Origin of the sequence: Jiella avicenniae, from assembly GCF_021390325.1 — a bacterium.
Classification (GTDB): Bacteria; Pseudomonadota; Alphaproteobacteria; order Rhizobiales; family Rhizobiaceae; genus Jiella; species Jiella avicenniae.
Genome location: NZ_JAJUWU010000024.1, coordinates 77,291 through 90,174, shown reverse-complemented (window position 1 = coordinate 90,174; position 12,884 = coordinate 77,291). Strand labels below are relative to the sequence as shown.

13 protein-coding genes are annotated in these 12,884 nt (G+C 65.9%); all 13 read right to left on the bottom strand.

Translation table 11 applies throughout. The annotated features are described in order from the left end of the window. Positions 1–41: 41 nt before the first annotated feature. Positions 42–344 (bottom strand): hypothetical protein, encoded by a 303-nt coding sequence (locus LZD57_RS20835; protein ID WP_233721512.1) that lies wholly within the window; start codon positions 342–344, stop codon positions 42–44. Positions 345–357: 13 nt separating this feature from the next. Further along, positions 358–1,992: a 2-oxoglutarate dehydrogenase complex dihydrolipoyllysine-residue succinyltransferase gene (gene odhB, locus LZD57_RS20830; RefSeq protein ID WP_233721511.1), complete on the bottom strand. Its 1,635-nt coding sequence runs from the start codon at positions 1,990–1,992 to the stop codon at positions 358–360. 59 nt (positions 1,993–2,051) lie between these two features. Continuing rightward, positions 2,052–5,036: a 2-oxoglutarate dehydrogenase E1 component gene (locus LZD57_RS20825; RefSeq protein ID WP_233721510.1), complete on the bottom strand. Its 2,985-nt coding sequence runs from the start codon at positions 5,034–5,036 to the stop codon at positions 2,052–2,054. A gap of 177 nt (positions 5,037–5,213) precedes the next feature. Next, complete coding sequence (gene sucD, locus LZD57_RS20820; protein WP_233721509.1) at positions 5,214–6,134, bottom strand: succinate--CoA ligase subunit alpha; 921 nt, start codon at positions 6,132–6,134, stop codon at positions 5,214–5,216. A 45-nt stretch (positions 6,135–6,179) separates the two neighbouring features. Then, positions 6,180–6,596, bottom strand: a complete 417-nt coding sequence (locus LZD57_RS20815) for a PIN domain-containing protein (protein WP_233721508.1) — start codon at positions 6,594–6,596, stop codon at positions 6,180–6,182. After that, positions 6,580–6,837: a DUF6364 family protein gene (locus LZD57_RS20810; protein WP_233721507.1), complete on the bottom strand. Its 258-nt coding sequence runs from the start codon at positions 6,835–6,837 to the stop codon at positions 6,580–6,582. The genes LZD57_RS20815 and LZD57_RS20810 overlap by 17 nt, the downstream gene beginning before the upstream one ends. 66 nt (positions 6,838–6,903) lie before the next feature. Further along, positions 6,904–7,407, bottom strand: coding sequence for an STM3941 family protein (locus tag LZD57_RS24260; RefSeq protein ID WP_420844842.1), 504 nt, complete (start codon positions 7,405–7,407; stop codon positions 6,904–6,906). 150 nt (positions 7,408–7,557) lie between these two features. Further along, the gene (locus LZD57_RS20805) at positions 7,558–8,175 is read right to left on the bottom strand and encodes a hypothetical protein (RefSeq protein ID WP_233721506.1); all 618 of its coding nucleotides are present in this window, start codon (positions 8,173–8,175) and stop codon (positions 7,558–7,560) included. A gap of 31 nt (positions 8,176–8,206) precedes the next feature. Continuing rightward, the gene (sucC, locus tag LZD57_RS20800) at positions 8,207–9,397 is read right to left on the bottom strand and encodes an ADP-forming succinate--CoA ligase subunit beta (RefSeq protein ID WP_233721505.1); all 1,191 of its coding nucleotides are present in this window, start codon (positions 9,395–9,397) and stop codon (positions 8,207–8,209) included. Positions 9,398–9,482: 85 nt separating this feature from the next. Then, entirely contained in the window at positions 9,483–10,445 is a 963-nt protein-coding gene (mdh, locus tag LZD57_RS20795; RefSeq protein WP_233721504.1) for a malate dehydrogenase, read from the bottom strand. Positions 10,446–10,813: 368 nt separating this feature from the next. Beyond that, entirely contained in the window at positions 10,814–11,221 is a 408-nt protein-coding gene (locus LZD57_RS20790) for a helix-turn-helix domain-containing protein (RefSeq protein WP_233721503.1), read from the bottom strand. Then, entirely contained in the window at positions 11,218–11,781 is a 564-nt protein-coding gene (locus tag LZD57_RS20785) for a Smr/MutS family protein (RefSeq protein WP_233721502.1), read from the bottom strand. Before LZD57_RS20785 ends, LZD57_RS20790 begins: the two co-directional genes overlap by 4 nt. Continuing rightward, complete coding sequence (mltA, locus tag LZD57_RS20780; protein ID WP_233721501.1) at positions 11,778–12,875, bottom strand: murein transglycosylase A; 1,098 nt, start codon at positions 12,873–12,875, stop codon at positions 11,778–11,780. The genes LZD57_RS20785 and mltA overlap by 4 nt, the downstream gene beginning before the upstream one ends. Positions 12,876–12,884: the final 9 nt, after the last annotated feature.

Here is a 12,884-nt window from a genome sequence, read left to right as displayed (position 1 = left end):
GACATGATCCCATCACCGCCCAGCAGCCCACTGGCAATGGCCTAGGCCAACCGATCAGGTCCTTCCTCTCTCTTGATCTTGCGCTCCAATTCCGGCTCCCGCTGAACCGTGACGAACAGCCAAAGCGCAAGAAGAGCTGAAACGGCAGATACGGCCATCATGCTAAGGAGAATTTCGATCGTGTAGTTTGACCCGAAAACGAGATCAGAGATCGCTCGATCACCCGTATCGTCGATCGATTGGAGGAGCTGTCCAAAAAGAAACGCTCCATATGCCGTCGCACCATAGCCTATGGCAGAAACCGTCACAAACGCTGCTGTCGTTTTGATCCGGTTTCTGCCCATGAGCGGCTTTCCTTTACAAGTCGAGCACGAGGCGCTCGGGATCCTCCAGACTCTCCTTCACCCGCACGAGGAAGGTCACGGCTTCCTTGCCGTCGACGATCCGGTGATCGTAGGAAAGCGCCAGATACATCATCGGCCGGATCTCGACCTTGCCGCCGATCGCCATCGGCCGCTCCTGGATCTTGTGCATGCCGAGGATGCCCGACTGCGGCGCGTTGAGGATCGGCGTCGACATGAGCGAGCCGTAGACGCCGCCATTGGTGATGGTGAAGGTGCCGCCCTGCATGTCGGACATGCCGAGCTTGCCGTCACGGGCGGCGCGCGCGAGGCGTCCCAGCTCCTTCTCGATCTCGGCGATCGACATCTCGTCGGCGTCGCGGATCACCGGAACGACGAGGCCCTTGTCGGTGCCGACCGCCATGCCGACGTGGCAGAAGTTCTTGTAGACGATCTCGTTGCCGTCGATCTCGGCGTTCACCGCCGGGATCTCCTTCAGCGCGTGACACACGGCTTTCGTGAAGAAGCCCATGAAGCCGAGCTTCACGCCGTGCTTCTTCTCGAAGAGATCCTTGTACTTGGTGCGCAGGTCCATGACCGCCTTCATGTCCACCTCGTTGAAGGTGGTCAGCATGGCGGCGGTGTCCTGGGCGTCCTTCAGGCGCCGGGCGATGGTCTGGCGAAGCCGGGTCATCTTCACCCGCTCCTCGCGGGAGGCATCGTCCGGGGCGGACGGCGCGCGGGCGGCCTGCGGCTTTTCCTGCGGCGAGGAGGGAGCCCCGCGGGCGATCGCGTCGAGGACGTCGCTCTTCAGCACCTGGCCCTTCCGGCCGGAGCCGTCGACGTCGCCGTCCTTCAGGCCCTTTTCCTTCATCATCTTGGCGGCCGAAGGCGCCGGCGGGCGTCCCTCTTGCGCCTCGACCTGGCGGCGCGGCGTCTCGTCGGTGCCGCCGCCGACGGCCGTCGAGCCGGACGCCTGCGGACCCGACGCCGAAGCGCCCGAGCCTGAAGACGCGCCCTCCTCGATCTTCAGGAGCAGCGCGCCGACCTTCACCTCGTCGCCCTCGGCGACCGCCATCTCGCGGATGACGCCGGCGACCGGGGACGGAATTTCCTGGGCGGCCTTGTCGGTCTCCAGTTCGAGCAGCGACTCGTCGACCGCGACGGCGTCCCCGACCTTCTTGAAGATCGAGCCGACGGTCGCCTCGGTGACGGATTCGCCCGCCGCCGGAACGGTCACCTCGACGAGCTTGCCCGACGGCCCGGCGGCGGAAGCCGCGCCATTGCCGGAAGCCTTCTCGTCGCCGGATGCGCCACCGCCGTAATCGGACGTGGTCTCCGCTGCCTGACCCGCCTTGGCCGCCTGGCTCTTCGGCTTTTCGGTGGCGGCCGCCGTGCCGGCGGCCTTGCCTTCGCCCTCGCCGATCGAGCCGATGAGCGCGCCGACGCCGACGGTCTCGCCCTCCTTGGCGACGATCTCCTGAAGCACGCCGGCGGCGGGCGCCGGCACCTCCACCGTCACCTTGTCGGTTTCGAGTTCGGCAATGGTCTCGTCCTGCTCCACCCGATCACCGGGCTGCTTGAACCATTGGCCGATCGTCGCTTCGGTCACGGATTCGCCGAGGGTCGGCACTTTGATTTCGGTAGCCATCTGTCTCAATCGTTCGATCTGGGCTCAAGGGCGGGTTTGGATGGACGCGCGACCGGCTTTCAGCCGAGCGCGTCCTCGAGGAAGTCGGCAAGCTGCTTCTGGTGGTTCGCCATCGTGCCGGCGGCGGGCGAAGCGGCGGCCGGACGGCCGGTATACCGAACCCTGCGCTTCTCCGCGTCGATATGGTCCAGAACCCATTCGAGATAAGGGTCGATGAACGACCAGGCGCCCATGTTCTTCGGCTCTTCCTGGCACCAGACCATCTCCGCCTGCTTGAAGCGGGAGAGTTCGGTGATCAGAGCCTTCGCCGGGAACGGATAGAGCTGTTCGAGACGCAGGAGATAGACGTCGTCGATCCCGCGCTTCTCGCGCTCCTCGTAAAGGTCGTAATAGACCTTGCCCGAGCACATGACGACGCGCTTGATCTTGTCGTTCGCGACGAGCTTGGTCGCCGCGTTCTTGTCGAGCTCGGCGTCGTCCCACAAAAGCCGGTGGAAGCTGGTCTCGCCGGCCATCTCCGACAGCTTGGAGACCGCCCGCTTGTGGCGCAGCAGCGATTTCGGCGTCATCAGCACGAGCGGCTTGCGGAAGTCGCGCTTCATCTGCCGCCTGAGGACGTGGAAGTAGTTCGCCGGCGTCGTGCAGTTGGCGACCTGCATGTTGTCCTCGGCGCACATCTGCAGGAAGCGCTCGAGGCGGGCCGAGGAATGCTCCGGTCCCTGCCCCTCGTAGCCATGCGGCAGGAGCAGGACGAGGCCGGACATGCGCAGCCACTTGCGCTCGCCCGACGAGATGAACTGATCGATCACCACCTGGGCGCCGTTGGCGAAGTCGCCGAACTGGGCTTCCCAGAGCGTCAGGGCGTTCGGCTCGGCGAGGGAGTAGCCGTATTCGTAGCCGAGCACGGCCTCTTCCGAGAGCATCGAGTTGATGACCTCGTAGACCGCCTGGCCCTTGGCGAGGTTGGCGAGCGGAATATAGCGGCTCTCGTCTTCCTGGTCGTAGAGCACCGAATGGCGCTGGGAGAAGGTGCCGCGCTCGACGTCCTGGCCGGAAAGCCGCACCGGATGGCCTTCGGTGACGAGGGTGCCGAAGGCGAGCGCCTCGGCCGTCGCCCAGTCGATGCCCTCGCCGGTGTCGATGATCTGGGCGCGGTTGTCGAGGAAACGCTTGACGGTGCGGTGGACGTTGAAGCCCTCCGGCACGGCGCTCAGCTTGGCACCCATCTCCTTCAGCGTCTTCGTCGGAACGCCGGTGATGCCGCGCCGCGGCTCGTCTTCCTTTTCCGCCTTCCTGAGGCCCGACCAGGCGCCGTCCAGCCAGTCCGCCTTGTTGGGCAGATAGCTCTGTCCGGCCTCGAACTCCTCGTCGAGGCTCTTGCGCCATTCCGCCTTGCGGGCCTCGATGTCCTCGGCCGTCAAGAGCCCCTCGTCGACCAGCTTCTTCGAGTAGATCTCGAGCGTCGAAGCGTGGTTGCGGATGGTCTTGTACATGATCGGCTGGGTGAAGGCGGGCTCGTCGCCTTCGTTGTGGCCGAAGCGCCGGTAGCAGATCATGTCGACCACCACCGGCTTGTGGAACTTCATGCGAAATTCCGTGGCGATCTTCGCCGCATAGACCACCGCTTCCGGATCGTCGCCATTGACGTGGAAGATCGGCGCCTCGACCATCTTGGCGACGTCCGAGGGATAGGGCGAGGAGCGCGAAAAGCGCGGATTGGTGGTGAAGCCGATCTGGTTGTTGATGATGAAATGCACCGTGCCGGCGACCCTGTGGCCGCGCAGCGCCGAGAGGCCGAAGCATTCGGCGACGACGCCCTGGCCGGCGAAGGCCGCGTCGCCGTGGAGAAGCAGCGGCAGCACCTGGGCGCGGGTCTCCAGCGGGACGACCTCGTTGCGCGAACGGCCGGCGAGCGCGTCCTGCTTGGCGCGCGCCTTGCCCATCACCACCGGATCGACGATCTCGAGATGCGACGGGTTGGCGGTCAGCGACAGATGCACCTTGTTCTGATCGAATTCCCGGTCGGACGAGGCGCCGAGATGGTACTTGACGTCGCCCGAGCCCTCGACGTCGTCCGGCTTGAACGAACCGCCCTTGAACTCGTGGAAGATCGCCCGGTGCGGCTTGGCCATGACCTGGGCGAGAACGTTCAGCCGGCCCCGGTGAGCCATGCCGAGGACGATTTCCTTCAGGCCCAATTGGCCGCCGCGCTTGATGATCTGTTCGAGAGCCGGGATGAGCGCTTCCGAACCGTCGAGGCCGAAGCGCTTGGTGCCCTTGTACTTGACGTCGAGGAACTTCTCGAAGCCCTCCGCCTCGATCAGCTTGTTGAGGATCGCTCGCTTGCCCTGCTCGGTGAAGGCGACGCCCTTGTCCGGACCCTCGATGCGCTCCTGCAGCCAGGCCTTCTCGTCCGGGTTGGAGATGTGCATGAACTCGATGCCGAAGGTCGAGCAGTAGGTGCGCTCCAGGATGTCGACCATCTGGCGGATGGTCGCGAACTCCATGCCGAGCACGTTGTCGATGAAGATCTTGCGGTCGTAGTCCGCCTCGGTGAAGCCGTAGGCCTTGGGCGACAATTCGTTGTAGTCGTCGTCGGCGGGCTTGGCGATGCCGAGCGGATCGAGCTTGGCGTGGAGATGGCCGCGCACCCGGTAGGCGCGGATCAGCATCAGCGCGCGGACGGAATCGCGCGTCGCCCGGTTGACCGCCTCGGGCGAAAGCTCGGCGCCGCCAGCCTGGGCCTTTTCCTTGACCTTGGTCTCGATGCGCTTTTCGACCGGGCCCCAATTGCCGTCGAGAGCCGAGACCAGCTCGCCGTTCAGCGGAATCGGCCAGTTGTCACGCGCCCAGGACGGGCCGTCGGCGTTCTTCTTCACGTCCTCGCGCGGATCGCCGAGTTCCTTGAAGAACGCGCCCCACTCAGCATCGACGGAAGACGGGTCCGCCTCATAGGCCGCATAGAGCTCCTCGATATAGTCGGCATTGCCGCCATAGAGGAAGGAGGTGAGAGCGAAATGGTCGTTCGCTTGGCTGCGTGACATGGTCAAGTTCGCGGCGCGTGCCGGCGCCGCCTCCTATCGAATTTCCAAATCCGGCCCGGGCGAATCCCCATTCTGCCGGTTACGAACGCCGCGGTATCGACACCGCGAATGCGGCCTTGCCGAGGCTGATAGCGGCAAGGCCTTCAGTTTTGGTTTCCGTGGGCAAGCGGAGCGCGCTCAGCCCTTCAGAACCTCGGCCAGCGTCTTGCCGAGCCGTGCCGGCGACGGCGACACCTTGATCCCGGCCGCTTCCATCGCCGCGATCTTCGACTTGGCGTCGCCCTTGCCGCCCGCGACGACCGCGCCGGCATGGCCCATGGTGCGCCCCGGAGGGGCCGTGACGCCGGCGATGAAGCCGACCATCGGCTTCTTGCGGCCCTTCTTCGCCTCGTCGGCGAGGAACTGCGCCGCGTCCTCCTCCGCCGAACCGCCGATCTCGCCGATCATGATGATCGACTTCGTCGCCTCGTCGGCGAGGAACATCTCGAGGACGTCGATGAACTCGGTGCCCTTGACCGGATCGCCGCCGATGCCGACGGCCGTCGTCTGGCCGAGACCCTCGTTGGTCGTCTGGAAGACCGCTTCGTATGTAAGCGTTCCCGAACGCGATACGATCCCGACGTTCCCCTTCTTGAAGATCGACCCCGGCATGATGCCGATCTTGCACTCTTCCGGCGTCAGCACGCCCGGGCAGTTCGGGCCGATCAGCCGCGACTTCGACTTGTCGAGCTTGGCCTTGACCCGCACCATGTCGGAGACCGGGATGCCCTCGGTGATGCAGGTGATGAGATCGATGCCGGCGTCGATCGCCTCCTCGATGGCGGCGGCAGCGCCCGAAGGCGGGACGTAGATCACCGAAGCCGTGGCGCCGGTCGCCTCTTTCGCTTCGCCGACGGTGGCGAAGATCGGCAGTTCGGTGCCGGCCTTCTCCCTGGCGCCCTCGCCCGCCGTCCAGCGCTCGCCGCCCTTCTTCGGATGGATGCCGGCGACCATCTTGGTGCCGAAATAGGCCAGCGCCTGCTCGGTGTGGAAGGTCCCGGTCTTGCCGGTCAGCCCCTGCACGATGACCTTGGTGTTCTTGTCGACCAGAATGGACATGGTGTTGCTACTCCTTGAAGGTCACCCGACTGCGGGAGAAGGGCGTTACAGAAACGGATTGATCGCGGTCACCGACCCGTAGGCCTGACCGTGGCTGAGGTCTTCGGTGTAGAGCGTCTTCGCTCCCAGGCGCTCGGCGGCGGCGACGATGGCGCCGTCCCAGTAGGAAATCTGGTAGCGCTGGGAGATGTCGATGCCGGCAAGGACCAGACGCTCGTCCACCGTGACGAAGGGTTTTCGCCCGAGCAGCGACACCCAGCGGCGCGCTTCATCCGGAGGCAACGGAGGCTTCGCCTTCCGGGTCGCGTTGGCGTAGAACTCGGCGAGAACCTGCCCGCTCGTTCCGAACGGCGCGGTGAGGAGGCCGTGGGCAACCTCCCATTTGGCCGGCTCGTCGGCGTGCCCGGTGGCGGCATAGATGAGAATGTTGGTGTCGAGAAAGACATCAGCGCCAGCGATCAAACCGCGGCTCTCCGGAGTAGGTGTCCTCGCGGCTGGGGCGCCAATCCCCCATGCCGGCCTTGCTCTCGCGCGACAGCTTCAACAGCTCTTCGGTGACCTCGTCGCGCTCCTGCTCCTGCTCCACCAGCTTCTGAAAATAGCTGCGCACCATCTCGTTGACGCTCGTCCGCCGCATCGCGGCGAGGACGCGCATCTTGTCGAGAAGGTCTTCGTCGATGGCGAGGGTGATGTTCTTGGCCATGGCGTTTCGAGCCGATCAGCGTCCACACGGGTTATGTGGAGCACATATCCTGTGTTCGATTTGAATTCAACCGTTATCCTGCCTCATCGGACCAAACGTGTGCCAATATGCCTCGACAACCTCCACCATACGTTCGTGGGTTATTTGAAGGTCGGAGCACACGATCCATGGTCCTTTCGCGCCCAAAATCGCGTTTGGCCATCTGTTCATCCTGAAAGTGAGTGACCAAGGCACACGGCGTTCAAGGTCGCGGTCAATTTCCAGAACCAGAAGCTTTGCGCCTCTGTACGACCGGGGCTTAAGCGATCGAATGGCGGTCCAGGGGATGATCGCCGGCGACATACGCCGGTCCCGAAGGCCCTCCGGAGACAGCACGACCACCGGTCCGGACCATGTCATCCGCGAGAATAAAACGCAGGCTCCAAACCCGAAAAATGGAACCCCAAGCCATATCATCCAATACTTGAAATCCTCCGAAGGTGGCTCATCCCAGGTTAGAACCAGGGCAAGCGAGCCAAGCGAGGCTAAGAAACACCCGACCGCAAACAAACGTAATCTCGTCAGCGACATCTCAATTTCGGTGGCTCGGGCGGTATCGACCACAGCCGGGGCTCCGGCATTTTCTTCCTGCGACACCGTTCTCGGGCCTCCTCACAGGTCCATCCGCAAGCGAACAATTGTGCTGAGAAGCCTGATGCCCGGGAATCAGCGCTTCGTCGCCTAACCCGCCGGCTCGGCCCCGGCCTTCTTGCCCAGCTCCGTCAGCTCCGCCCGGCCCATGTTGAGCACGAACCGCCCGCTGCCGCCGGCGGGGATTGCGGTGATGGTCACGACCTCACCCCGATCGTCGACGAGGCTCCAGAAGCCGGCGCCGGGCTGCGCGATGCCGACGACGCCGCCACCGCCCTCGATCCCCTCGATCGCGCCGAGCTTGCCGGTATCGAGATCCTCGGGCTTGGCCGCCAGAACCATCTGGCAGCTCGATGCGACGACATGCGGGAACTGCACCCGGCTGATCGTCAGGAAGCTGCCGTCGTCCTTGGTTGCGGAAAACAGGCCCGCGGCGGCGGCCATCCCGGCGGCGAGCCCGCCGCCGTTCGCGTCCATCGACTTCCACCCGCGTTCGAGGGCAAGACTGCCCGCGGCGGGAATGTTGGTCATCCCCGTCGAGCAGATCTCGATGTAGTCGGCCAGCGTCTTCGACGCGCCCTCGGGCGGCGTCAGCGGCAGCTTCGGGCCGGCGGCGAGCGCCTCTGCCGTCAATGTCAGCGAAAATCCGAATGCCAGAACGGCCCGGGAAGCACCCCGGGCCGTCGCCAGCGACCGCCGATCGGTCATGTCATTTTCCTCTCAAGAACACGCGACGGGCTCACCCCACCGCCGCGACGATCTTCTTCGCCGCGTCGTCGAGGTCGTCGGCCGCCGTGATGGCGAGGCCGCTCTCGTTGAGGATCGCCTTGCCCTTCTCGACGTTCGTGCCTTCGAGGCGCACCACCAGCGGCACCTTCAGGCCCACTTCCTTCACCGCGGCGACGACGCCCTCGGCGATGACGTCGCAGCGCATGATGCCGCCGAAGATGTTGACGAGAATGCCCTTCACGTTCGGATCGGCCGTGATGATCTTGAACGCCGCGGTGACCTTCTCCTTGTTGGCGCCGCCGCCGACGTCGAGGAAGTTGGCCGGCTCTTTTCCGTAGAGCTTGATGATGTCCATCGTCGCCATGGCGAGGCCCGCGCCGTTGACCATGCAGCCGATGTCGCCCTCGAGCGCCACATAGGCGAGATCGTATTTCGAGGCCTCGATCTCCTTGGCGTCCTCTTCGCTCTCGTCGCGCAGCGCCTTGATGTCGTCGTGGCGGAACAGCGCGTTGCCGTCGAAGGAGACCTTGGCGTCGAGAACCCGCAGGTGGCCGTCGGTCATGACGATCAGCGGGTTGATCTCCAGAAGGCTCATGTCCTTCTCGGTGAAGGCCTTGTAGAGGATCGGGAAGAGCTGCATCCCGTCGACCTTGGCGGCCCCGCCGAGCTTCAGCGCGGTGCAGAGCTTTTCGGCATCGGCCGCCGTCACGCCCGAAATCGGGTCGATCGGCACGGTGACGATCTTCTCCGGCGTCTTTTCGGCGACGGTCTCGATGTCCATGCCGCCCTCGGTCGAGGCGACGAAGGCGATCTGCCCGACCGAGCGGTCGACGAGCAGCGAGAGATAGAGCTCGCGGTCGATGTCGGCGCCGTCCTCGATATAGAGCCGGTTGACGACCTTGCCGGCCTCGCCCGTCTGCTTGGTGACGAGGGTGTTGCCGAGCATTTCCTTGGCGTTGGAAACCACCTCCTCGATCGACTTGGCGAGGCGCACGCCGCCCTTGGCGTCGGGCGAGAGCTCCTTGAACTTGCCCTTGCCCCGGCCGCCGGCGTGGATCTGGCTCTTCACGACGTAGAGCGGGCCGGGAAGCTGCTTCGCCGCGGCCTCGGCCTCGTCGGCGGAGGTGATCGCAACGCCTTCTGCGACGGGGGCGCCATAGCCCTTGAGGACTTCCTTGGCCTGATATTCGTGGATGTTCATGGGAAAGCGTCCGGCCTCTCGTTGAGCCTCGATGGCGGAGAAAATGGAAGAAAGCCGGAACTTGCGTCCCGGCTTTTCGAAAACGTCACTTGAGGTTCGGGGCGATGCCCTGGCAGGCCTCCATGAGGCCCTTCACCGAATTAACCGACTTGTCGAACTGCGCCTTCTCGTCGCCGTCGAGGTCGATCTCGATGACCCGCTCGATGCCGCCAGCGCCGATCACGCAGGGAACGCCGACATACATGTCGGAGAGGCCGTACTGGCCGCTCAGCGCGGCGGCGCAGGGCAGCACGCGCTTCTTGTCCTTCAGATAGGATTCGGCCATCTGGATGGCGGAGGCCGCCGGGGCGTAATAGGCCGAGCCGGTCTTGAGCAGGCCGACGATCTCGGCGCCGCCGTCGCGGGTGCGCTGGATGATCTCTTCCAGCCGCTCGTTCGAGCACCAGCCCATCTTGACGAGGTCGGTCAGCGGAATGCCGGCGACCGTCGAATAGCGCGGCAGCGGCACCATGGTGTCGCCGTGGCCGCCCAGCACGAAGGCCGTCACGTCCTCGACGGAGACCTTGAATTCCTCGGCGAGGAAGGTGCGGAAGCGTCCGGAGTCGAGGACGCCGGCCATGCCGACGACCTTTTCCTTCGGCAGGCCGGAGAACTTCTGCAGCGCCCACACCATCGCGTCGAGCGGGTTGGTGATGCAGATGACGAAGGCGTTCGGCGCGTATTTGGCGATGCCGGCGCCGACCTGCTCCATGACCTTCAGGTTGATGCCGAGGAGGTCGTCGCGGCTCATGCCGGGCTTCCTCGGAACGCCGGCGGTGACGATGCAGACGTCCGCGCCCTCGATGGCGGCATAGTCGTTGGCGCCCGACAGATGCGCATCGAAGCCCTCGACGGGGCCGCTCTCGGCGATGTCGAGCGCCTTGCCCTGGGGCGTGCCCTCGGAAATGTCGAACAGGACGATGTCGCCGAGTTCCTTGAGGCTCGCCAGATGGGCGAGCGTGCCGCCGATCATGCCGGAACCGATGAGTGCGATCTTGTTGCGGGCCAAGTCCGATATCCCTTCCTTGTCGGGACGGCCGGTCGTCTCGACCGGTCCGCCGCCTGAAGCCTCGCGCGGGCGGACGATCCTCCGCGCCTCGGGCATCGAGACCCAGCCCGTCGGTCGGCCGGCAAGGCCGAACCACGATGCTGCAATGCAACGGTGCCCCCGTCGGAGCGCACGCTTAGCCCTCTCGGCAGCGGGTTGCAACACGCAAAATCGACCTAGAGGAAATACAATCGGTTAGATTGATCGCGGCTTACGTAAAAGTAAGAATTAGCGCGATTCCACGATGATGCCGTGCCGGTGCGCGACCAGCGGTGGCTGTCGGTTCTCCCTCGGCGCGCCGGCGGCCGCGGGCCCCGGAGGCACGCGGCTCAGCGGCCCCGCCGCGCCGTCCGCTTCGCCTTTCGACGCGCCTCGGCGTCTTCGGCGACGCGTTCGAGTTCGGCCAGCACGCGCTCCACTTCCGGACGATCTAGCGAGGTAATCGTCTCCGCCAAGCGATTGGCCAGTCGCGTCGCCTCGGCCGACAGCCCGGCGGTCTCGACGACGATCTTCGGATGGGAGAGTTCGGCGAGACGCTCGAGCTCCTCGGCATCGTCCCAGATGACGCCGAGATAACCGATGATCCGCTGCAGCATCGCCCAGGTCGGGCGGCCGCGGCGGCCGTGCTCCAGCGCCGAAAGATAGGCCGAGGAGACGCCGAGGGCGCGCGCCATGTCCTGCTGGGTGACGCCGCGTTCGCGCCGAAGCTCGCGAACGCGCTCGCCGAACGGGGTCATCGGATCCGCCTCACCCGGACATAGAGCGCCCCGTCGCCGCCATGGTGGCGTTCGGCGCTCTCGAAGCCGGAGACGAGGCCGCGGAACTGCGGGCTGGCGAACCATTGCGGCACGACCCGGCGCAGGATCCCGCGCGAGCCGCCGGGCATGCCCCGTCCGGTGATGACGAGGACGTGGCGAAGACCCATCGACTGGGCTTGGGCGAGAAAGCGCGCGAGCGCCGCATGGGCGGCGAGCTGGGTCATTTCGTGGAGGTCGAGCCGCGCCTCGATGGGAAGCCGGCCCTTGGCGAGCTTGCGCCGGGTCGGCCGCTCGATCGGATGCTGGGAGGGTGGCGGCGGGAGGGCAGGCTTCCTCGGCTCGCTCGCAGCCTTCAGGAGCGTCGCGGATTTCGCCTCCGCCGGTGCCGGGACGGTCGGCAAGGAGGCGATCTTCGCCGCCGACGTCGCGACCGGTTCGTCCGCATCGAGGCCGGCCCGCCCCTTCAGCGGCACCGCCTGGCGCGCGACGCTCGCCCACAGCCGCCGGTCCTCCTCGCTGAGGATGCGCCGACGCCTCATCGCGTCAGCTCGCCTGCCAGATCGTGCGGAACGAGAACGAAGAAGTCCGCCTCGTGCCGGATCGTCCCGGCGATGGCCCCGGCGGCGTCGCCGGTGCCGACGAAGATGTCGGCCCTAGCCGGCCCGAGGATTGCCGAGCCGGTATCCTGGGCGATCATCACCCGCCGGAACGGCTCGCCGCCGATCGCCAGACTGTCCGAGGCGATGAAATAGGGAATCCCGTAGGTCGAGAGCAGCCGGTCGACGGCGATCGAGGCGAGCGGCGTCAGCGGCACCTTGGCGGCGCCGACCGGCCCCAGCGTCGGGTCCTCGACGGGGAACTCTCCAAAGAAGATGAAGGAGCGGTTGCGGTCGAGCACCTCGTCGACCCGCGCCGGGTTCCGGGCGAACCACGCCCTGATGCCGGCCATGTCGGCTTCGGCGAGGGTCAGCTCGCCGGCCTCGACGAGGCTGCGACCGACGGCGGTGAAGGGATGGCCGCTCTTGCCGGCATAACCGACGCGCATCTGCCGCCCGTCCCGCATGACGAGACGCGCCGATCCCTGGACGTGGATGAAGAACGCCTCGACCTTGTCCGCGAGCCAGGCGATCTCCAGCCCCCGGCCCTTCAGCGCACCGGCCTCGATCGCCGCGCGATCGAAATACTCGCCGATCATGCCGCAGGGCAGCCGCTGGCCGAAGCGGAACTCCGGATCGAAACCCGGCGGCCGATTGACGTCGTCGATGGCGACGAGATCGTCCGGCCGGCCGTAGAGGGGAAAGCGGAAGCGCGCGTCGGGCGCGGCGGCGGCTTCGACGACCGGCTCGTAATAGCCGGTGAGGAATCCCGCGCCCGCGTCGGGAACGATCGCCAGCGGCACGAAATGGGTCTCGAAGAAGCGCCGCGCGGCCTCGGGATCGGTGATCGCGCCGGCGTCGAGCGCGGCCTGCGCCGCCCCGTGATAGGCCTCGGTTCGAAGGCGCAGGGCGCCCGTCGGGAATGCACCCTCGAGAAGCCGGCCGGCACTGGCGCGGAACGCGCCGAAGGCCGCTCCGTGATCGCCGGACGCAAAGCCTTGCAGGTCGGCGAAGCTGCGGCGCAGGAAGGTGGCCATCGCCCGCCC

Excerpts from the sequence above, each read along its gene's own strand:
- LZD57_RS20835 (WP_233721512.1), bottom strand. The coding sequence starts at position 344 with ATGGGCAGAAACCGGATCAAAACGACAGCAGCGTTTGTGACGGTTTCT.
- odhB (WP_233721511.1), bottom strand. The coding sequence starts at position 1,992 with ATGGCTACCGAAATCAAAGTGCCGACCCTCGGCGAATCCGTGACCGAA.
- LZD57_RS20825 (WP_233721510.1), bottom strand. The coding sequence starts at position 5,036 with ATGTCACGCAGCCAAGCGAACGACCATTTCGCTCTCACCTCCTTCCTC.
- sucD (WP_233721509.1), bottom strand. The coding sequence starts at position 6,134 with ATGTCCATTCTGGTCGACAAGAACACCAAGGTCATCGTGCAGGGGCTG.
- LZD57_RS20810 (WP_233721507.1), bottom strand. The coding sequence starts at position 6,837 with ATGGCCAAGAACATCACCCTCGCCATCGACGAAGACCTTCTCGACAAG.
- LZD57_RS24260 (WP_420844842.1), bottom strand. The coding sequence starts at position 7,407 with ATGTCGCTGACGAGATTACGTTTGTTTGCGGTCGGGTGTTTCTTAGCC.
- LZD57_RS20805 (WP_233721506.1), bottom strand. The coding sequence starts at position 8,175 with ATGACCGATCGGCGGTCGCTGGCGACGGCCCGGGGTGCTTCCCGGGCC.
- sucC (WP_233721505.1), bottom strand. The coding sequence starts at position 9,397 with ATGAACATCCACGAATATCAGGCCAAGGAAGTCCTCAAGGGCTATGGC.
- LZD57_RS20790 (WP_233721503.1), bottom strand. The coding sequence starts at position 11,221 with ATGACCCCGTTCGGCGAGCGCGTTCGCGAGCTTCGGCGCGAACGCGGC.
- LZD57_RS20785 (WP_233721502.1), bottom strand. The coding sequence starts at position 11,781 with ATGAGGCGTCGGCGCATCCTCAGCGAGGAGGACCGGCGGCTGTGGGCG.
- mltA (WP_233721501.1), bottom strand. The coding sequence starts at position 12,875 with ATGGCCACCTTCCTGCGCCGCAGCTTCGCCGACCTGCAAGGCTTTGCG.